Raw genomic sequence first — 18,771 nt, 5'->3', positions numbered from 1 at the left:
CGCCCCGGTTCCGTACGACCGGTGGGGCGGAACCGGCCGCCGGACGAGCGGACTCGTGGCCGCTCAGAGCTGTGCCCTGCGGCCGCACGGGCCGCAGGGCACAAGTGACGCGGTGACGGATCAGCCGCGGGCGGCGCGGCGCTTGCGCGTCACGACCAGGATGCCGCCGCCGGCCAGGACCGCTACGGCCGCGGCTCCGGCGATGACGGGGGTGGCGCTGGAGCCACCCGTCTCCGCGAGGTCGCCCGGCGTGCTGGGCGCGGGCGTCGGAGTCGCGGACTGCGGCGGCTCCGTGCTCGGGGTCTCGGAGGGCTCCGGCTCCTCGGGCTTCGGCGTCTCGGAAGGCGTCGGCGTCGGCGTCGGCGAAGGCGGCGTCGTCTCGCAGACGGGCGAGGACTTGGTCTCGTCGTGCGAGAACCGGTCACCGTCGCCGGCCTTCACGACGAGCCGCACCGCGGCCTCGGCCGTGTGCTCGGGCAGCTTGATCGTTTCGCTGAATCCGCTGCCGAACTCCTTGGTGGGCAGCAGGTCCTTGCCGTCGACGGTGATGGTCACCGTGTTGGTGACATCGTCGTTGTAGGCCTTGAGATCGACGGTCACCTCGGAGCAGGTCACCGTCCAGCGGGGGGTGTGGGCCGATGCCGGAGTGGCGCACAGGCCAACTCCGACGAGACCGGCCGCCGCGCTCGCTATGAGAGCGCCCGAGCGCCTCCGCGCGCGGGTGGATACCTTCATCAATCCTCCATGTACATGCGTACATCGGGTCTGGTGCCAGCGCACAGTACTCCTCCGCTTTCCGGCACCGAGCACCGCCCACCCCTCCGGCGGACAATGGACGCATGCGGCTGCTGATCACGTCCGACACCCATGTGCCGAAGCGGGCCCGGGAGCTGCCCGATGAGCTGCTCGCGGCCGTCGAACGGGCCGACGCGGTGCTCCACGCGGGCGACTGGGTGGACACGGCGACCCTGGATCTGCTCGAGGCCCGCGCACGGCGTCTCATCGCCGTGTACGGCAACAACGACGGTCCCGGGCTGCGGGCCCGGCTGCCGGAGGTGGCGCGGGCCGAACTCGGCGGGCTGCGCTTCGGTGTCGTGCACGAGACGGGTGCCGCGCAGGGCCGTTGGCGGCGGTGCGCCGAGCGCTTCCCCGATCTGGACGTGCTGGTCTTCGGTCACAGTCACATCCCGTGGGACACCACGGCCGAGGGCGGGCTGCGGCTGCTGAACCCGGGTTCGCCGACGGACCGGCGGCGGCAGCCGTACCGCACCTACATGACGGCCGTGGCGGCGCACGGACAGCTGACGGAGGTCGCGCTGCACCGGCTGCCGCCACGGCCATAGGGCTTTCCCCTGGGTTCAGGAACGGTGCAGCAGGGCGGTCATGGTGTCCAGAAGCACCGCCTCGGGGTCCGGCACGCCACCGGTCGAGCGCCAGGCCACGAATCCGTCCGGGCGAACCACCACGGCGCCTTCGTTCGTCGCCCCGTGGAGCGCGGCCCAGTCGGAGCCCGACTCGGGCACGAGGTCGCTTCCCGGGCCTTCGCCGATCCGGTAGGCGTCCAGAGTGACGGACAGCCGGGCGGCGACGTGCTCCGCCGCCGTGTGCCACGAGGCGCCGCCGGAACCGGTGAGCAGGACGAAGTTGCGTTCGTACAGGTCCAGCGTGGACAGCGTCCGCATCGTGCCGGGCGGGTGCAGCCACATGTGCGGGGCGCGGGTACCGGGGTCGCCGGTGATCCGCATCCGTTCCGGTACGACGGGCAGTGCCGGGTCGGCGCCGAGCACGGCGCCGTGCGGATAGCAGTAGCCCATGGCGACGGTGAGCATCCCGCTCTGCCGTCCGCCGGCCATCTCGGGGGCCGGTGCATAGCCCGGGTGGCTGTGCTCGGCCGAGCGCACCGAGGCACGCTCGCTCGTCGCCTGCGCCACCGGCCTGCGCTCGGCCCCGTAGGACTCCAGCAGACCGGGGCCGGCGGAGCCGTTCAGGACGAGGGCGAGCTTCCAGGCGAGGTTGTGCGCGTCCTGGATGCCGGTGTTGGAGCCGAACGCGCCGGTGGGGGACATCTCGTGGGCGGAGTCGCCGGCGAGGAAGACACGTCCCTCGCCGTACCGTTCCGCGACGCGTTCCGCGGCGTGCCAGGGCGCCTTGCCGGTGATCTCGACGTCGATGTCCCCGGCGCCGACGGCCCGGCGGATGTGCGCGATGCAGCGTTCGTCGGTGAAGTCCTCCAGCGTTTCGCCGGTGTCGGGCTGCCAAGGGGCGTGGAAGACCCAGTTCTCGGTGTTGTCCACCGGCAGCAGGGCGCCGTCCGCGTCTTCGCCTGTGAGGTAGCAGACGATGAAGCGGCGGTCGCCGACGACGTCGGCGAGGGCACGCGAGCGGAAGGTGATGCTCACGTTGTGGAACAGGTCGCCGTGGCCCGTCTGGCCGATTCCGAGGTGGCCGCGGATGGGACTGCGGGGACCATCGGCCGCGATCAGATAGTCCGCGCGTACGGTCCTGCGCTTGCCCGTCTCACGGTCCTGGATGATCCCGGTGACACCGTCCGCGTCCTGCTCGAAGGAGAGCAGCTCGGTGGAGTAGCGCAGGTCGCCACCGAGCTTGAGGGCGCAGTCCAGCAGGACCGGCTCCAGGTCGTTCTGGCTGCACACGCACCAGCCGGACGGGCTGAAACGGGCCACGCCGTTGCCGGGGTCGATGTCCTTGAGCAGCCACTCACCGGCGTCACCGGTGAGCGACGGAGTCTGGAAGATGCCGTGGTTGTCCGCGAGGAGGGAGGCGGCTTCGTGGATGAGCGCTTCGGTGCCGGCCACCCGGAACAGCTCCATGGTGCGCACGTTGTTGCCGCGGCCCCGAGGATGCCTCGACGTGCCCGCGTGTCTCTCGACCAGCATGTGCTCTACGCCGAGCCGGCCCAGGAACAGCGACGCGGACAGTCCCACCAGGGAGCCGCCCGCGATGAGGACAGGTACGCGCTCGTCGATGTGTTCTTCCATCAGTAGCTCCAGCTCCAGCCGCCGGTAGGGGGGAATGGAGTTTCCATGCCCTGGCGGGAGGGCCTCGATCGCCCGTTCACCCACCTGGTTCACACATCTCGCGCCACCCGTGGTACCGGCACAGGATCGAAGCCTGAAACCCCCGAGCCGGCGTGCACCGCACGCGGCGGCCCCACCGTCTCGAAGGAGATGCGTGCATCATGACAACGCTTTCCGAACGTATATCCCAGTCGGCCTTTGACGGCTCCCGGCTGCGTGTCGTACTGCTGCTGGACCTTCACGACGGCGCTCAGCAGAACTTCCTGAAGGCGTACGAGCACATGCGCAACCAGGTGGCCTCGGTCCCCGGCCACATCAGCGACCAGCTCTGCCAGTCGATCGAGAACCCCTCGCAGTGGCTGATCACCAGTGAGTGGGAGAGCGCACCGCCCTTCCTCGCCTGGGTGAACAGCGAGGAGCACGTCGAGACGGTACGGCCGCTCCACAACTGCGTGCGGGACACCCGGTCGCTGCGCTTCAGCGTTCTGCGCGAGACGGGCAAGCTGCACACCGCCGCGGGCACCCAGGAGCTGGGCGGGCTGCAGCCGTTCCCCCGAGTGGGTGACAACGTGGTGCGCCACGCCCTCACCTTCACCGTCAAGCCGGGCAGCGAACCGGTCGTGGCGGAGATCCTCGCGGGTTACGACTCGCCGGCGGCGAAGGTCGACGAGCACACGCGGCTGCGGCGCACCTCGCTGTTCATGCACGGCAACCGCGTCGTGCGGGCCGTCGAGGTGGAGGGCGACCTGATGGCCGCGCTGCGCCATGTGTCCCGGCAGCCCGAGGTGCGGGCCGTCGAGGAGGCCATCAACCCCTACCTGGAGCAGGACCGGGACCTCAACGACCCGGACTCGGCGCGGGTGTTCTTCACCCGGGCGGCGCTCCCGGCGGTGCACCGCCTCGCGTCCACCGGCAAGGAGGACGACGACGTCAAGCGGCACGCGCTGTACTACCCGGCCAAGCCGGGCTGCGGCATGGCGCTGGCCCGGTTGCTCGCCGGGCAGGACGAGGCGGCGGCCGACGATCCCTCGGCACCGATCGACAGCAGCACGATCTTCCAGCGCGACGACATCGTCGTACGGCTCGTCGATGTGCGCGGTTCCATCGACGCGGCGCCCCTGCAGGTGATCGGCGCGCACGGCCCGCGCAAGGCGTCCATGCTGGCGCGCCTGCTCGACAACGAGGCGCTCGGCGCCGACGCACCGGCGGAGGAAGAGGACATGTCCCGCTTCCTGGCCCGCGCCGACATGCGTCTGATCACCGATCGCCACGCCCCCTGAAACGTGCGTGAGGCCGCAGACGGAAGGCCACGCACACACCGAACCGCCGGCACCACGCCGTACGGCCACGTGGAGGAACCAGTCATGACCACACCCCATCGCATCGTCGACCTGAGCGAGACCCAGCCCAATCGCAGGCGCGGAGGCGACTTGCGCGCCATGCTCACGCCCACCGCCGTGGGTGCCACGAGCGGCTTCATGGGCCTGGCGATCGTGGAGCCCGGCGACCGCATCGGTGAGCACTACCACCCGTACTCCGAGGAGTTCGTGTACGTCGTCCGCGGCGAGCTCGAGGTGGACCTGGACGACGAGACGTTCTCGATCCGGCCGGACCAGGGTCTGCTCATCCCGCCCTATGTGCGGCACCGGTTCCGCAACGTGGGCAGCGAGGAGGCCAGGATGGTCTTCCATCTCGGCCCGCTCGCCCCGCGTCCGGAACTGGGCCATGTCGACACGGAGGAGACTCCCGGCGCGGAGGCCGCCTCGGCGCACCGGCCGCCCGAACGGACCGGGACGGCTTCATGACCCGGCGCGTAGCGGTCACCGGTGTCGGCATAGTCGCGCCGGGAGGTGTCGGAATACCGGCGTTCTGGAACCTCCTGGCCAACGGCCGCACGGCGACGCGCGGCATCACGCTCTTCGACCCGACCGGGTTCCGCTCGCGGATCGCCGCCGAGTGCGACTTCGATCCGCAGGCCCACGGCCTCGGCCCCGAGGAGGTCCAGCGCGCCGACCGGTATGTGCAGTTCGCCATGGTCGCCGCGCGGGAAGCCCTGCGGGACGCCGGTCTCGACCCGGAGAAGGAGGATCCCTGGCGGATCGGAGTGTCGCTGGGCACCGCCGTTGGCGGCACCACCCGGCTTGAGCACGACTATGTCAAGGTCAGCAGTTCCGGCCGGCGCTGGGACGTGGAGCCCAGCGAGGCGGAGCCGCATCTGCACCGGGCGTTCTCGCCCAGTGCCCTCGCCTCCGAGGTCGCCGAACAGACCGGCGCCCACGGCCCGGTGCAGACCGTGTCCACGGGATGCACCTCCGGGCTGGACGCGATCGGATACGCCTTCCACGCGATAGAGGAGGGCAGGGTCGACGTCTGCATCACGGGCGCGTCGGACTCGCCCATCTCCCCGATCACGGTGGCCTGCTTCGACGCGATCAAGGCGACGTCCCCGAACAACGACGATCCGGCCCATGCCTCCCGCCCCTTCGACGCTCACCGCGACGGATTCGTCATGGGTGAGGGCGGAGCCGTGCTCGTCCTGGAGGAGCTCGAACACGCCCGTGCCCGCGGTGCCACGGTGTACTGCGAGATCGGTGGTTACGCGACGTTCGGCAACGCGTACCACATGACCGGTCTCACCCGGGAGGGTCTGGAGATGGCCCGTGCCATCGACAGCGCTCTCGGCCACGCCCGCATCGACGGGTCGGACATCGACTACGTGAACGCGCATGGTTCCGGAACGCAGCAGAACGACCGGCACGAGACCGCCGCCGTGAAGCAGTCGCTCGGGAACCACGCGTACAAGGTGCCGATGAGTTCCATCAAATCCATGGTGGGTCACTCGCTCGGCGCGATCGGGGCGATAGAGGTCGTGGCCTGTGTGCTGGCGCTGGCCCACCAGGTGGTGCCGCCGACGGCGAACTACGAGACCCCTGACCCCGAGTGCGATCTCGACTATGTGCCACGCACGGCGCGCGCTCTGAAGCTGCGCAACGTGCTCTCGGTCGGCAGCGGATTCGGCGGATTCCAGTCCGCCGTGGTCCTGACCCGGCCAGGAGGGAGGACACGATGAGTCCTCGGCAGGACCGGCGTGCGGTTGTCACCGGAATCGGTGTCGTCGCCCCCAACGGGGTCGGTACCGATGCCTTCTGGAAATCCACTCGGGAGGGCATCAGCGTCCTCGACCACATCACACGTGAAGGCTGCGACCATCTGCCGGTCCGTGTCGCCGGGGAGGTCCGCGGCTTCGATCCCGAATCCCTGGTCGAGGAGCGGTTCCTCGTCCAGACCGACCGGTTCACGCACTTCGCGATGGCCGCCGCCGACATGGCACTGGCCGACGCGCGGATAGCGTCCGGCGACTACAGCGAGTCCCCTTTCGCCGTGGGCGTGGTCACGGCCGCCGGTTCCGGCGGCGGTGAGTTCGGCCAGCGTGAGCTTCAGCGGCTGTGGGGACAGGGTTCGCGCTATGTGGGCCCGTACCAGTCCATCGCCTGGTTCTACGCGGCGAGCACCGGCCAGATCTCGATCCGCGGTGGGTTCAAGGGCCCCTGCGGTGTGGTGGCGAGCGACGAGGCGGGCGGTCTGGACGCCTTCGCGCATGCCTCCCGGGTCATCCGCCGGGGCACGGACGCGGTGGTCATCGGCGCCGCCGAGGCACCACTGGCGCCGTACTCGCTCGTCTGCCAGCTCGGTTACCGGGAACTCAGCATGAGCGACGACCCGGACCGGGCCTACCGGCCCTTCACCAAGAGCGCGAACGGTTTCGTGCCGGCGGAGGGCGGCGCGATGCTCGTCGTCGAGGAGGAGGCGGTGGCACGCCGCCGCGGTGCGGAGATCCGTGCCGTGGTGGCCGGCCACGCGGCGACCTTCACCGGGGCCTCCCGGTGGGACCGGTCCCGTGAGGGGCTGGCGCAGGCGATCCGTGGAGCCCTGGCCGACGCCGGGTGTGCCCCCGAGGAGGTCGACGTCGTCTTCGCGGACGCGCTCGGCATCCCGGAGGCGGACCGGGCCGAGGCCCTGGCGATCGCCGACGCCCTGGGCGCGCACGGCGGCCGGGTGCCGGTGACGGCGCCCAAGACCGGCACGGGACGGGCGTACTGCGGAGCACCCGTGCTGGACACGGCCGCCGCGGTCCTCGCCCTGCAGGACGGTGTCGTCCCGCCCACGCCCAACGTCGTCGACGTGTGCCACGAGCTGCAGGTCGTGACCGGCGGGCCCCGTCCCGCCGAACTGCGCACGGCCCTGGTGCTGAGCCGAGGGCTCATGGGCTCGAACGCGGCGCTCGTGCTGCGGCACGGCGCCAACACCCTGTGAAGAACGCGCGAGAAGGAGCACTCCTCATGACCATGCAGATCTCCAAACTGACCATCGAAGAGCTGGCCGCTCTGATGAAGAAGGGCGCCGGTATCTCCGTCGACCCGAAGGAGATGGGTGGCCGGCCCGAAGCGCGGTTCGACGAGTACGGCCTCGACTCGCTCGGTCTCCTCGGCATCGTGGGCGAGCTCGAGAACCGGTACGGCCGCGCACTCCCCGCCGACGCGGACCGCTGCAAGACCCCGCGCGAATTCCTCGACCTCGTCAACACCTCTCTCATGGCAGGAGCATGAAGTGTCCGGGCACACAGAGAACAAGATCACCATTGACGCTCCCCTCGACCTTGTCTGGGACGTCACGAACGACATCGAGAACTGGCCCCAGCTGTTCAGCGAGTACGCGTCCGTCGAGATCCTGGAGCGCGAGCAGAACAGGACGAAGTTCCGTCTGACCATGCATCCGGACGAGAACGACAAGGTCTGGAGCTGGGTGTCGGAGCGCGTCACCGACCGCAAGGCGCTCACCGTCCGTGCCCGCCGGGTCGAGACGGGCCCCTTCCAGCACATGGACATCGAGTGGAAGTACACGAAGACGCCGCACGGTGTCCTGATGCACTGGACCCAGGACTTCGCGATGAAGCCGGACGCTCCCGTCGACGACGACTGGATGACCGACAACATCAACAAGAACTCCAAGGTCCAGATGGAGCTCATCAGGGACAAGATCGAGCAGCGCGCCCGCGAACGTCAGGCCGTCTCGGTCACCTCCGACTGACCACCGACCGAAGGGAATCCCCCTGATGCACCACGCGCTCATCGTCGCCCGCATGGCGCCGGATTCGGCGGCGGACATCGCCAAGGTGTTCGAGGCCTCCGACCGGGGCGAGCTGCCGGACCTCGTCGGGGTCACCCGGCGCAGCCTGTTCCAGTTCGGCGACGTCTATCTCCATCTGATCGAGGCCGACCGGCCTCCGGGGCCGGCGGTCGCCAAGGTGGCGGACCACCCGGAGTTCCGGGGCATCAGCGAACAGCTGTCCGCCTTCGTCAGCGCGTACGACCCGAAGACCTGGCGGAGCCCCAAGGACGCCATGGCCCACGAGTTCTACCGCTGGGAGCGTGCGGCGAAAGCCTGATCCCGCCCACGAGATGTCGCCGGCTCCGCGTAAGAACGCGGAGCCGGCGACATGTGTGCTCCTCCGGATGCGGCCGACGGGGTCAGCCGCCGGGGGTGATGCTCTCGAACGCGTGCAGATACGCGTTGACGGGACGGACGTCGCCGACGATCAGGCCGGCGTCCCCCATCCGGCTGATCATGCTCTCCTGGGTGTGCTTCGCGCCACCGACGTTGAGGAGCAGCATCAGGTCCATCGACGTGGTGAACTTCATCGACGGGGTGTCGTCGACGAGGTTCTCGATGACCACCACCCTCGCTCCCGGGCGGGCGGCCTTGACGACGTTCCCCAGGGTTCTGCGGGTGCTGTCGTCGTCCCATTCGAGGATGTTCTTGATGATGTAGACATCGGCCTCGACGGGGATGGCCTCCCGGCAGTCCCCGGGGACGATCCTGACGCGGTCGGCGAGCGCGCCGCCGTCGCGCAGCCGGGGGTCCGCCTTGGCCACGACCCGGGGCAGGTCGAGCAGCGTTCCCCGGATTCCGGGGTACTTCTCCAGCAGGCTCGCCAGGACGTGGCCCTGGCCGCCGCCGATGTCGGCGACGGTGGCCGCTCCCGTGAGGTCGAGCAGCTGCGCCACATCGCGGGCCGACTGCATGCTGGACGTGGTCATGGCCCGGTTGAAGACGTGCGCCGAGTCGTGCGCGTCCTCGTGGAGGTAGTCGAAGAACCCCTTGCCGTAGAGCCTGTCGAAGACGCTCCTGCCGGAGCGCACGGCCTCGTCGAGAAGCGGCCAGGCGTCCCAGGTCCAGGGCTCGGTGCACCAGAGGGAGATGTACTTCAGGCTGTTCGGGTCGTCCTCGCGCAGCAGCCGGGACATCTCGCTGTGCGCGAAGGTGCCGTCCTCGGTCTCGGTGAAGATCCCGTAGCAGGTGAGCGCGCGCAGCATCCGCCGCAGTGCCCGGGGGTCGGCCCGTACGGCCGCCGCCAGTTCCTCCGCGGTGGCGGGGGTGTCGCCCAGCGCGTCGGCGACACCGAGCCGGGCCGCGGCCCGGACGGCGCCCGCGCATGCCGCGCCGAAGACGAGTTCCCTGAACCGCATGGACGGCGGGGTCGTGGTTTCCACGGTCGTGCGGGCGGTGGTCATGCGCACTTCCCTGCCTTCTCGGAGACCTGGCAGAGGTTGCCGGCGAAGGTGTTGCCCTTGCCGGTGTCACGGTTGGCGAGGTCCGAGGGCTTGTTGCTCGCCAGCGCGTTGTTCCTGATGACGTTCTGGCTGTTCGGTGCGCCCACGATGCTCTTGAAGAGGACGATCCCGCCGGAGAACGGGGAGGTGCCCGCGTTGCCCCAGACGGCGTTCGCCTCGACGGTGGCGCGCTCGACACCGGTGAGGACGATGCCGGCGCCCTGGATCCTGGGCAGCCGCGCGGTCTTCGGGCAGGACTTGTTGTTGTGGTGGACGCGGTTGCCGCGGACGGTCAGGTCGCCGGTCCGCGGAACGCCCTCGTCACCGACGACGAACATGCCCGCGCAGTTGGCGGTGACGACGTTGTTGTTGACAGTGAGGTTCCTGAGCCGCCGGACAGTGAGCCCGATGCGGTTTCCGGCCAGGAGGTTGTCCCGGATCACGGTGCGGCGGGTGTTCATGGCCCCGGCCTCGGTGTCGACGGTGTTCGACACGAAGATGCCCGACTCGGCGTTGTTACGGGCCGAGTTCCCGAGGATCTCGGAACGCAGGGACCGCTCCTGGGCGATGCCCCAGTTGCCGTTGCCCACCGACGTCACGGCACGGATGCTCAGCTTGTTGGTGCGTGAGGCCCAGATGCCGTTCTTCTTGAACTCGGCCACCGTCAGGGAACGGATGGCCACGTTCGTGGCGGGCTTGGCGTCCGTACCGAGGACACAGATCCCGTTGCCTCCCTGGGCGCAGACGTGCCGCGCCTTCCCCGTGGGCGGCAGGATGACGGTCCGTTCCCCGGCCCCGCGCAGCGTCAGGTCAGACTTCCGGATGAGGACGCTCTCCCGGTAGACGCCGGGTGCGACGTCGATGACGTCGCCCGGCTTCGCCGCGTCGACCGCGGCCTGGATCGACTCGCCCGGAAGTACGTCGTGGCTGGTCCGGGCACCGGCCGGCGCTGCCGCCGCAAGCCCCGAGGTGACCATGAGCGCGACGCATCCGAGGTATGTGAACTGTCGTTTCGTCATGAGGTCAAATTATGTGGCGATTAGGGCAAATCGCCACATATCTGACCCATCAGAAGCGTGTCGTGGAACGCCCGGTTCAGCAGGGGGCGTCACCCTCCAGCCTGCGCAGCCGTTCGGCGTCACCCGTCCGGGGGCAGGTTCCGCACGCCTCGGACGGACGGATCGTGTAGTAGAGGCAGCAGCCGACGCGGGTGCGGGTCGGGTACGACTGCCCGTCACGGCCCACGAGCCGGCGGAAGTCCGCACCACCGGGGAACGGCCGCTCGGGCTGCGGCAGCAGTTCACCGGCCTCCCGTACACCCCGCTCCTCCTCCCCCAGCATGCGGCCGAGGTACCAGACGCCGGAGACCAGGTCGTCACCCACCATGCCCCACAGCGCACGCGGCCCCCTGCGTACCGCCGGGCCGACGGCGGCCAGCAGCGGACGCATGTGGTCGGCGACCGCCGCACGCAGTTCGGCACGCAGCGCCTCCTCGTGCGCCACCACGCGCACCCCCGGCAACTCGGCCGCCGGATCGCCGGGCAGGCACGCGAACCCGCCGGGTACGACCTCGAACGCCCCCGTGGTCAGGCTTATGCGGATGTCGTGCGGCCGGATCCTCGGCACCCGGCGCTCCAGGTACCAGGGGCCGCTCATCAGCAGCGCGACGGACCAGAGGTAGTCGTGCAGGGCACGGGAGGCGGCGACGTCGCGGCGCGCGGCGTGCGCGTGGTCGCGCCGGATCCGGAAGGTCTCGGCGTCGAGGAGCGCGTCGAGGAACTCCGGCCGGGCGGCCAGTTCGGCACCGTCCGCCCAGCCCTGGCCGGCCCGTGAACCGGGTTCCGCGATGTCCGCCCGCAGGGCCGGACAGAGCGCGGTGAGCCGCCGGTGGGTGGAGGCGAGCAGGGCGGAGCAGCTCACGGGCAGGGCGGAGCGGCTCGGGGTCGGTCCGGCCAGTGGATATGCCGGGGCCAGGGTCACGGGCGCTCCTCAGCACGACAGCGGTGTCAGGGGGTCGGGTAAGGCGAGGCTCACCTTAACCACAGAAGTGATCGCCAACGCCAACCGGGGCCGTGTCGCGACGAATTGACAGACTTAGGTGTACCTAACCTAGGCTTTCTGCTCGTGATCCAGAACGTCACGGGTCACCCGGCTCTGTGCGCGGAAGTGACCCCTCATGCGGATGTACGTGCTTGCTCTGAACCCGACCGACTCGGTCACCGAGGGATTCCTCCCTGCCGCCCACCGGCTCGGCCTGGACGTCACACTGCTCACCGACCGGCCCGAAGCGCACCGCGCCGCGCATCCTGACGTCGAGGTACTGGAATGCGACGTACGCGACTTCCGCGCCGTGGTCTCCCGGATCTCGGCCCACCGCCCACCGGACGCGGTCTTCACCAACAGCGACCATCTGCAGACCCAGGCGGCGCTGGCCGCCGACTACTTCGGGCTGCCCGCCAAGAGCTGGCGGTCCGCACTGTGCACGAAGGACAAGGCGGAGATGCGCCGTCGGCTGGCCGCCGCGGGCGTGGACACCGTCCGCTGCGCGGAACTCGCCGCCGGCCAGGATCCGGCCACCGCGGCCGTACCCGGCTTCCCGTACCCGTGCGTCGTCAAGCCCCGCGAGGGTGTGGCCAGCGAGGACGTCGTCCTGGCGGCGAGTGCGCGGGAACTGGTGCGGCTGTGTACGGAGATCCGGGCCCGCCGGCCGGACGCGGCGCTGGTGGTCGAGGAGTACCTGCCGGGCGAGCTGCACACCCTGGAGACGCTCGGGGACGGGCGCGTACGTCATGTCCTGGGCGGGTTCCGCACCGAGCTGTCCCCTCCCCCGCACTTCATCGAGGAGCGATTGACGTATGCCGGTGCCGGGGAGCTTCCCGGCGATGTGACCGAGCAGGTGCTGGCGCAGCTGGACGTCCTCGGCGTCGGGTTCGGCGCCTGCCACACCGAGTTCGTCGTGCACGAGGGACGCGCGCGGATCATCGAGGTCAACTACCGCGCCATCGGCGACCAGTGCGATCTGCTCCTGGCCGGGCTGCTGGACATACCGCTGTTCGAGCACATCCTCCGCACCCATCTGGGTGAGCCGCTTCCCGCGGACCTGGGAGCGCGTACCGGCGGTGCGGCACGGCTCGACTACCCGTGCGCGGACCGCGCCGGGACGCTGACCGCCGCGCCGGAGGCGGCCGAGGTGGAGGCGGACGGTGTGCGGCTGACGTACCGGCCGCTGCGCGGCATCGGCGAACGGCACCCGCTCCACCGCACCAACCGCGACTTCCTGGGCGTCGTCCGGGCAACCGGCGGCGACCGGGCGGCCGTGGACCGGGCCGTGACCGGATTCCTGGCGGCCCACCGCTGGGAGATCACGCCGTGACGCTGGCCGGGGCGGCCGAGACGGAACTGCTCCTGCGGGTGCTGAGCGCCCTGCTGCGTGAGGACGTCGTGGGCCTGCGCAGCCTGAGCACCCCGGTCGAACGCGCCGACGGAACCTGGCTGCGGCGGGAGATCCCGGGCCCTGACGCGCTGCTGCTGCCCGTGCGCGAGGACGGGTTCCAGTGCGCGTGGGCGGCCCGGAAGCCGCTGCTGCGCCGGGAGTCCACCGGAGCCGAGCTGACCGGCCACGAAGAGGTACTGGCCGAGCTGAAGGCGCTCGCCGCGCCCGAGGACCGCGGCGGCTTCGACGCGTTCGCCGAGGAGTGCCGCCGGACACGGGACACGGTACGGCTGCACGCCGGGACGCGGGACGAGGTGCTGCGGACGCTCGCGGCACGGCTCGGCCCCGATCCCGCGCACTGGACCGGACTGGACGGCGGCCTCGCCCTGGACACCCTCGCCGCCCGGCACGACCACCCCGTCTATCCCACCGCACGCGGCCGGTCCGGGCTCGGCGCCGCTGAACTGCGTGCCTACGCCCCGGAGTTCCACCCCCGTTTCGCCCTGCGCTGGCTCGCCCTGCCGAGGGAGGCGGTCACCGTCGAGGGCGCGCTCACCGGCCCGCCTCCCTCGCGGCTCGGGCTGTCCGGACTCGACGGCAGCCATGTCGCGCTCCCCGTGCATCCGCTGACCGTTGCCGGGCCGCTGGCGGACGCCGTGCGCGCCGCCGGCCTCGGCGGCCGGGCGGTGCTGGCGGGCCGGCCGTACCTGGACGTCGTGCCGACCCTGTCCATGCGGACCGTGGCCCTCGCCGGCCGGCCGGGTGTGCACCTCAAACTGCCGCTGGCCACCTCCACCCTGGGCAGGCTCAACCGGCGCACCATCAAGCCGGGGACCCTCGTCGACGGCGCTGCCGTCCAGCGTCTGCTGGCGTCCGTGACCGCCCGCGAACCCCGCTTCCGGAGCACGGTGCTGCACGCCGACGAGTCCCGCTTCGCCCATGCCGGCCACGACCTCCTCGCCGTACTGCTGCGCCGCCACCCCACGGGGCTCGACGCGTGCGTCGTCGTACCGATGGCGGCCCTGCTGAGCCGGGCACCCGGCGGCCGGCTGGTCCTCGACCATCTCGCCGACCGCTTCTACGGCGGGGATCCGCTCGCCCTCCTCGATGCCGTGCTGACGCTGCTCTTCGACTGGCAGACCACCCTCTTCGGCTACGGGATCGCCCTGGAGTCCCACCAGCAGAACGTGTCGCTGGTGCTGGACGCGACGTCGGACGGCACACGGCTGCGGCTGCTCCTCAAGGACAACGACGGCCCACGCGTCAACGGCGACCGGCTGCGGGCGGCACTCGGCGCGGACGCACCGGACCCCGCGGAATTCGACGACCCGCGCATACTCACCGACGGCGACGGACCGGTCGCCGACCTGTTCACCACCATCACCGTCCATCTGTGCGCGGGCGCGTACGCCTTCGCGCTCGCCCGGCACGGCCGCGCCCCGCTGGACCGGCTGCTGAGGCTCGTACGCGACCGGCTGGCCGAGGCCGTGGAGCGGCTCGCGACCGGGCCGGGTGAGCCCGGCGCCGTGCTGCGCGCACGGGTGCTGGACGCGGACCGGCTGCCGGTGAAGGCGATGGTGACCGCGGGAACCCTGCTGGCCAAGGAACGTTCGGGAGCGTCCGACATCAACAAGCACTACACCACCGGCCCCAACTATCTGCTGCGGGGAGTGTGACCGGCGATGACCTCCACCCATCCCTCCGCGCACCACTCCGCCCTGGCCCCACTGCCCACCGCCGACGAGGCGGTGGCACACACCCTCCTCAACTGTCTGCTCCGTGAGATGGCGGGTCCCGAGCACCAGACGGCCGTCATCGACGGGCACCTGCTGCTGCGGCTGCCACGCCGCGGGGCACTGCTGCGGGTGGCGCTGCGCCGCACCTCCCTCCTGGGCGCCCACCGCTTCAGCGGGCCGGTCGCGGAGGAGACACCCGGCGGCTGGTCCGCGATCGGCTGGCGGCGGCTCGCCGAGCACACCCACGCGGAGCTCTCGCTGCGTACGGGAGTGCGCAACGACGAGTTCCTGGGCCAGATCGCCTCCAGCCACCAGGGCGTCGGCGCGGGCCTGGCCGCCCTGGCCGGCATGCCCGCGGACGCCGGGGCGCACGTTCGCGACAGGGACCCGCTCGCCGCCTACCTCGCGTCCGAGCAGTCCCTCGTTCTGGGGCACCGCTTCCACCCCGCGCCCAAGGCCCGGGACGGCGGCCTCGCGGCCTGGTCCGCGTACGCGCCCGAGAACGCCGCCTCGTTCCCGCTGCGGCTGCTGGCCGTACGCGACCGGCTGATCTCCGAGGAGTCGGCGGAGCCAGGCGCCGCCGGCCCACTGGACCGGCTGGGTCCGGTGCCGGATGGCTACCGGCTGCTGCCCTGCCACCCGTGGCAGTACGAACTGCTGCGGGACCACCCGGAACTGCGCGCGGCTCTCGGCCGAGGCGATGTGCTCGACCTCGGCCCCGGCCGCACCCCCTTCGCCGCCACCGCCTCCGTGCGCACGCTCTACGACGGCGACAGCTTCCTGAAGTTCAGCCTCAACGTCCGCATCACCAACTGCCTGCGGAAGAACGCCGGTTACGAACTGTCCGGCGCGGTCGCCCTCACCCGTCTGCTCGCCCCGGCCCTCGCCGATCTGAGCGCCCGATTCCCCGGCAGCGGCATGCTGCGCGAGCCCGCGTACCGCAGTCTCGCCCTGCCCGGCCCGGACGGACGGCCCGTGCGCGCCCTGCTCGAGGGCTTCGGTGTGATCGTCCGCGAAGGGCTCGCCGGCCGGCTGCGCCCCGGCGTCACGCCGCTGCTGGCGGCCGCCGTCGCCGACGAGTACCCCACCGGGCCCGCGCATGTCTCACGGCTTCTCGCCGACACGGACCCGCGCACCGCGCTGTCGTGGTGGCGGACCTATCTGCAGCTGCTGATCCCGCCGGTCCTGGCCGCCTACTTCGAGCACGGTCTGGTCCTCGAACCGCATCTGCAGAACGTCGTCGTCTGCGTCGGTGCCGACGGCGGACCCGAGCAGGTCCTCTTCCGCGATCTGGAGGGCACCAAGCTGCTCCCGGGGCATCACGCCGCCGCGCTCGCCGCACTGCCCCCGGAGGTCGCGGGCCCCCTGACGTACGAGGACGGCCGAGGCTGGGACCGGGTGGTCTACTGCCTGCTGGTCAACCACGTGGCCGAGATGCTCGCCGCGCTCGCCGATCTGCACCCGCACACCGAGACCGCGCTGTGGGCCGAGGTGCGCCGTACGCTCCGGCGCTGCGCCGACGCGCACGGCCACCCACCGCGCCTGAACGGCCTGCTCGCGGGCGTTCCACTGCCGGCCAAGGCCAATCTGCTCACGCGCTGGGCACGTTCGGCCGACCGCGAGGCGGGCTACGTCCGGCTGCCCTCCCCGCTCGCCGAGGACGTGCTGTCCGGGGCGGTACGCACTGATGACATCTGGAGCGCCCGATGACGCAGCCGGCTTACGTGACCAACTCCGTGTCGGCCCCCGCCCCGGTGGCCGACGTGACGCCGCGGGTACGCGAGCACGCCCTGTCCCTCCCCGCCGAGGAACTGCCCGCCTATCTGTACGACCTGGCCGCGCTGCGCGAGCACGCCGCGGCCGTGCGGTCGGCGCTGCCCGGGAGCGTCGAGCTGTACTACGCCGTCAAGGCCAATCCGGAACCGGAGATCCTCACGGCACTCTCGCCGTACGTGGACGGGTTCGAGGTCTCTTCGGGCGGTGAACTGGCCCACACCGGACGGGTCGTGCCGGACCGTCCGCTCGCGTTCGGAGGTCCCGGCAAGACGCCCGCGGAGACGGTGGCGGCACTGGCCGCGGGCGTGGCGCGGTTCCATGTCGAGAGCGTCCACGAGCTGCGTGTGCTGGCGGACCTCGCCGCACGGGTCGTGCCGGACTCACGGGTCGAGGTCCTGCTGCGCTTCAATCTCCCTCTCGCGGACGGGTCGTTGAGGACGAGCGCGCTGTCCATGGGCGGCAGGCCCACGCCGTTCGGCATGGATCCCTCCGAGGCCGATGACGTCATGCGGTGGCTCACCGACGGTTCGTGTCCGCGGCTGGTGCCGCGCGGTGTCCATGCCCATCTGGCGAGCGGCCTCGGAGCCGAGGCCCAGCTGGCGGTCGCCGAGTCCGTGCTGACCTGGTCCGTACGGCTCTTCGAACGCCATCGCGTCCGGCTCCACGAGGTGAACGTCGGTGGCGGCATGACGGTCGACTACGCCGAACCCGCCACCCGGTTCGACTGGGCAGGCTACGGAGCCGGGCTCGCCCGTCTCGCCGCCGCCCACCCCGGCCCGCGGCTGCGCATCGAGCCGGGGCGCGCGCTCACCGCGTACTGCGGCTGGTACGCCACCGAGGTCCTGGATGTGAAGCTCAGCCACGGCGAGGAGTTCGCCGTGGTCCGCGGCGGTACGCACCACCTGCGCACGCCCGCGACGAAGGGCCATGACCAGCCCTGTGCGCTGCTGCCGGTGGCGGCCTGGCCCCATCCCTGGCCACGGCCGACGGCCCGGGGCGAACTGGTCACGCTGGCCGGCCAGTTGTGCACCCCGAAGGACGTGCTTGCCCGCGGCGTCAGGGCGAGCGGTCTGCGGGCCGGGGACCGTGTGCTGTTCGGGCTCGCGGGGGCCTACGCGTGGAACATCTCCCACCACGACTTCCTCATGCACCCCCGGCCCGGTTTCCACTTCCTCGGCCGGTGAGCGTGCGGCGGGGGCCCTGCGCGGGTGAACTCCGCACGGCCGGATCCGGCGCGGGTCAACTCCGCACGGTCGCATCCGGAGCGGGTGAACTCCGTACGGGCGGATCCGGCGTGGGTGGTTCAGGTGCGGGCGGGTCCGGAGGCGTGCAGATGGCCGCCGCCCTCGGCGCCGCGCGGATGATCGCCGCGACCTGGTCGTAACCGCCCGGCGGGGTGCGGGGCACCCGGTGCGCGACGGCCGGTTCGGCGGTCACGGCCGGCTCGGCAGCCGGCTGCCCCGGCGGCAGGCACGGGCGGCGGCGAGGAGTTCCTGCACCCGGTCCCCGGCCTCGGCGGGTTCGCGCAGGGGCGAAGGGAAGGGCAGGTGGACGTCCTGGTGGGTGTGCGCGTGCTCGAGACGGAGGATCAGACCGTTCCGGTTCATGGCCAGCGGCCAGACCCGGGTCACGCCCTGGAGCAGCCGCCCCTCGATCAGGCGGGTGAGCAGGGCGACGACATCGCCGTGGTCGTCGACGAGGTGGGTGAGCATGACGGCCTCGCAGCGGGCGAGCACGTCCGGCCTGGCCAGGGCGAGTTCGTCGAGGCCGACGGTGGTGGTGCCCGCGTCCGTTTCCAGGGCGATGTGCGCGGTGTCCATGCGCAGCTCGGCGGTTCCGCACGGCCCAGGTGCCGTCCCGGCCGATGTCAGCCATCCGGCGAGAGTGACGCGGGCACGCACTCGATCGCGCACGGCCACGGGAGCGACATCGGTGAACTTCAGCACCGCGGCCAGCGCACCACGCGGGGCCACCGCGGCCTCGACGGCCAGCCGGGAGTCGGCGGGCAGGTGCAGCAGGACCCGGCCGTCGTCGTCGACACCGTGGAGCCCGCTGCCGATCAGCTCGCAGCTGAACGCGTCCGTGACCACGGTGAGCGATTCAGCGGCGGCCAGCACGGTGCGGACCCGCTCGGCACCGCTGCCCCGCTCGCGCGCGCAGGCGTCGTCTGCAGTCAT

At 71.4% G+C, this 18,771-nt stretch carries 18 protein-coding genes; 12 read left to right on the top strand and 6 right to left on the bottom strand.

Annotated features, from left to right (window positions below):
• Positions 1–120: 120 nt before the first annotated feature.
• Positions 121–735 (bottom strand): LAETG motif-containing sortase-dependent surface protein, encoded by a 615-nt coding sequence (locus ACIQMR_RS20310; RefSeq protein WP_401388839.1) that lies wholly within the window; start codon positions 733–735, stop codon positions 121–123.
• Positions 736–839: 104 nt separating this feature from the next.
• On the opposite strand from ACIQMR_RS20310, the gene ACIQMR_RS20305 reads away from it, so the two are divergent.
• Positions 840–1,343 carry a metallophosphoesterase family protein gene (locus ACIQMR_RS20305; RefSeq protein ID WP_401388836.1) on the top strand — a complete coding sequence of 168 codons (504 nt, stop codon included), beginning with the start codon at positions 840–842 and terminating at the stop codon, positions 1,341–1,343.
• A 15-nt stretch (positions 1,344–1,358) separates the two neighbouring features.
• On the opposite strand, the gene ACIQMR_RS20300 is transcribed toward ACIQMR_RS20305, so the two are convergent.
• Positions 1,359–2,999, bottom strand: a complete 1,641-nt coding sequence (locus tag ACIQMR_RS20300; RefSeq protein WP_401388833.1) for an FAD-dependent oxidoreductase — start codon at positions 2,997–2,999, stop codon at positions 1,359–1,361.
• A 200-nt stretch (positions 3,000–3,199) separates the two neighbouring features.
• Here ACIQMR_RS20300 and ACIQMR_RS20295 point away from each other — a divergent pair, with 200 nt between their 5' ends.
• From ACIQMR_RS20295 to ACIQMR_RS20265, 7 genes are all read left to right on the top strand, one after another.
• Positions 3,200–4,318, top strand: coding sequence for a SchA/CurD-like domain-containing protein (locus tag ACIQMR_RS20295; protein ID WP_401388830.1), 1,119 nt, complete (start codon positions 3,200–3,202; stop codon positions 4,316–4,318).
• 84 nt (positions 4,319–4,402) lie between these two features.
• Positions 4,403–4,843, top strand: a complete 441-nt coding sequence (locus tag ACIQMR_RS20290) for a cupin domain-containing protein (protein ID WP_266377009.1) — start codon at positions 4,403–4,405, stop codon at positions 4,841–4,843.
• On the top strand, positions 4,840–6,108 hold the full coding sequence (locus ACIQMR_RS20285) for a beta-ketoacyl-[acyl-carrier-protein] synthase family protein (RefSeq protein ID WP_401388826.1): 1,269 nt from the start codon (positions 4,840–4,842) through the stop codon (positions 6,106–6,108). The genes ACIQMR_RS20290 and ACIQMR_RS20285 overlap by 4 nt, the downstream gene beginning before the upstream one ends.
• On the top strand, positions 6,105–7,352 hold the full coding sequence (locus ACIQMR_RS20280; RefSeq protein WP_401388823.1) for a ketosynthase chain-length factor: 1,248 nt from the start codon (positions 6,105–6,107) through the stop codon (positions 7,350–7,352). The genes ACIQMR_RS20285 and ACIQMR_RS20280 overlap by 4 nt, the downstream gene beginning before the upstream one ends.
• A 26-nt stretch (positions 7,353–7,378) precedes the next feature.
• Complete coding sequence (locus ACIQMR_RS20275; RefSeq protein ID WP_266376998.1) at positions 7,379–7,645, top strand: acyl carrier protein; 267 nt, start codon at positions 7,379–7,381, stop codon at positions 7,643–7,645.
• Position 7,646: 1 nt separating this feature from the next.
• Positions 7,647–8,126 (top strand): SRPBCC family protein, encoded by a 480-nt coding sequence (locus tag ACIQMR_RS20270; RefSeq protein WP_266376996.1) that lies wholly within the window; start codon positions 7,647–7,649, stop codon positions 8,124–8,126.
• 25 nt (positions 8,127–8,151) lie between these two features.
• Complete coding sequence (locus tag ACIQMR_RS20265) at positions 8,152–8,484, top strand: TcmI family type II polyketide cyclase (protein WP_266376994.1); 333 nt, start codon at positions 8,152–8,154, stop codon at positions 8,482–8,484.
• 82 nt (positions 8,485–8,566) lie between these two features.
• Here the strand turns inward: ACIQMR_RS20265 and ACIQMR_RS20260 are convergent, their stop codons facing one another.
• From ACIQMR_RS20260 to ACIQMR_RS20250, 3 genes are all read right to left on the bottom strand, one after another.
• On the bottom strand, positions 8,567–9,610 hold the full coding sequence (locus ACIQMR_RS20260; protein WP_401388818.1) for a methyltransferase: 1,044 nt from the start codon (positions 9,608–9,610) through the stop codon (positions 8,567–8,569).
• Positions 9,607–10,668 (bottom strand): nitrous oxide reductase family maturation protein NosD, encoded by a 1,062-nt coding sequence (locus ACIQMR_RS20255; RefSeq protein ID WP_401388815.1) that lies wholly within the window; start codon positions 10,666–10,668, stop codon positions 9,607–9,609. The genes ACIQMR_RS20260 and ACIQMR_RS20255 overlap by 4 nt, the downstream gene beginning before the upstream one ends.
• A 76-nt stretch (positions 10,669–10,744) precedes the next feature.
• A complete protein-coding gene (locus ACIQMR_RS20250) occupies positions 10,745–11,629 on the bottom strand; it encodes a (2Fe-2S)-binding protein (protein ID WP_401388812.1) in 885 nt (294 codons plus the stop codon).
• A 196-nt stretch (positions 11,630–11,825) separates the two neighbouring features.
• On the opposite strand from ACIQMR_RS20250, the gene ACIQMR_RS20245 reads away from it, so the two are divergent.
• Genes ACIQMR_RS20245 through ACIQMR_RS20230 form a run of 4 tightly spaced genes read left to right on the top strand, consistent with a single transcriptional unit; the run spans position 11,826 to position 17,778 of the window.
• On the top strand, positions 11,826–13,022 hold the full coding sequence (locus tag ACIQMR_RS20245; RefSeq protein WP_401388809.1) for an acetyl-CoA carboxylase biotin carboxylase subunit family protein: 1,197 nt from the start codon (positions 11,826–11,828) through the stop codon (positions 13,020–13,022).
• Positions 13,019–14,758 (top strand): IucA/IucC family protein, encoded by a 1,740-nt coding sequence (locus ACIQMR_RS20240; protein WP_401388806.1) that lies wholly within the window; start codon positions 13,019–13,021, stop codon positions 14,756–14,758. Before ACIQMR_RS20245 ends, ACIQMR_RS20240 begins: the two co-directional genes overlap by 4 nt.
• A 6-nt stretch (positions 14,759–14,764) precedes the next feature.
• Positions 14,765–16,528: an IucA/IucC family protein gene (locus tag ACIQMR_RS20235; RefSeq protein WP_401388803.1), complete on the top strand. Its 1,764-nt coding sequence runs from the start codon at positions 14,765–14,767 to the stop codon at positions 16,526–16,528.
• Positions 16,525–17,778: a type III PLP-dependent enzyme gene (locus tag ACIQMR_RS20230; RefSeq protein ID WP_401388800.1), complete on the top strand. Its 1,254-nt coding sequence runs from the start codon at positions 16,525–16,527 to the stop codon at positions 17,776–17,778. The genes ACIQMR_RS20235 and ACIQMR_RS20230 overlap by 4 nt, the downstream gene beginning before the upstream one ends.
• A 249-nt stretch (positions 17,779–18,027) precedes the next feature.
• On the opposite strand, the gene ACIQMR_RS20225 is transcribed toward ACIQMR_RS20230, so the two are convergent.
• On the bottom strand, positions 18,028–18,771 hold the full coding sequence (locus ACIQMR_RS20225; protein WP_401388797.1) for a DUF2470 domain-containing protein: 744 nt from the start codon (positions 18,769–18,771) through the stop codon (positions 18,028–18,030).

The organism is Streptomyces sp. NPDC091376, assembly GCF_044757085.1.
Lineage (GTDB): Bacteria > Actinomycetota > Actinomycetes > Streptomycetales > Streptomycetaceae > Streptomyces > Streptomyces pratisoli.
This window is presented reverse-complemented; position numbering and strand designations above follow the sequence as displayed.

What these genes read in the sequence shown, in the direction of transcription:
- ACIQMR_RS20310 (WP_401388839.1), bottom strand. Translation starts at nt 735, where the DNA reads ATGAAGGTATCCACCCGCGCGCGGAGGCGCTCGGGCGCTCTCATAGCG.
- ACIQMR_RS20305 (WP_401388836.1), top strand. Translation starts at nt 840, where the DNA reads ATGCGGCTGCTGATCACGTCCGACACCCATGTGCCGAAGCGGGCCCGG.
- ACIQMR_RS20300 (WP_401388833.1), bottom strand. Translation starts at nt 2,999, where the DNA reads ATGGAAGAACACATCGACGAGCGCGTACCTGTCCTCATCGCGGGCGGC.
- ACIQMR_RS20295 (WP_401388830.1), top strand. Translation starts at nt 3,200, where the DNA reads ATGACAACGCTTTCCGAACGTATATCCCAGTCGGCCTTTGACGGCTCC.
- ACIQMR_RS20290 (WP_266377009.1), top strand. Translation starts at nt 4,403, where the DNA reads ATGACCACACCCCATCGCATCGTCGACCTGAGCGAGACCCAGCCCAAT.
- ACIQMR_RS20285 (WP_401388826.1), top strand. Translation starts at nt 4,840, where the DNA reads ATGACCCGGCGCGTAGCGGTCACCGGTGTCGGCATAGTCGCGCCGGGA.
- ACIQMR_RS20280 (WP_401388823.1), top strand. Translation starts at nt 6,105, where the DNA reads ATGAGTCCTCGGCAGGACCGGCGTGCGGTTGTCACCGGAATCGGTGTC.
- ACIQMR_RS20275 (WP_266376998.1), top strand. Translation starts at nt 7,379, where the DNA reads ATGACCATGCAGATCTCCAAACTGACCATCGAAGAGCTGGCCGCTCTG.
- ACIQMR_RS20265 (WP_266376994.1), top strand. Translation starts at nt 8,152, where the DNA reads ATGCACCACGCGCTCATCGTCGCCCGCATGGCGCCGGATTCGGCGGCG.
- ACIQMR_RS20260 (WP_401388818.1), bottom strand. Translation starts at nt 9,610, where the DNA reads ATGACCACCGCCCGCACGACCGTGGAAACCACGACCCCGCCGTCCATG.
- ACIQMR_RS20255 (WP_401388815.1), bottom strand. Translation starts at nt 10,668, where the DNA reads ATGACGAAACGACAGTTCACATACCTCGGATGCGTCGCGCTCATGGTC.
- ACIQMR_RS20245 (WP_401388809.1), top strand. Translation starts at nt 11,826, where the DNA reads ATGCGGATGTACGTGCTTGCTCTGAACCCGACCGACTCGGTCACCGAG.
- ACIQMR_RS20235 (WP_401388803.1), top strand. Translation starts at nt 14,765, where the DNA reads ATGACCTCCACCCATCCCTCCGCGCACCACTCCGCCCTGGCCCCACTG.
- ACIQMR_RS20230 (WP_401388800.1), top strand. Translation starts at nt 16,525, where the DNA reads ATGACGCAGCCGGCTTACGTGACCAACTCCGTGTCGGCCCCCGCCCCG.
- ACIQMR_RS20225 (WP_401388797.1), bottom strand. Translation starts at nt 18,771, where the DNA reads ATGACTGCAGACGACGCCTGCGCGCGCGAGCGGGGCAGCGGTGCCGAG.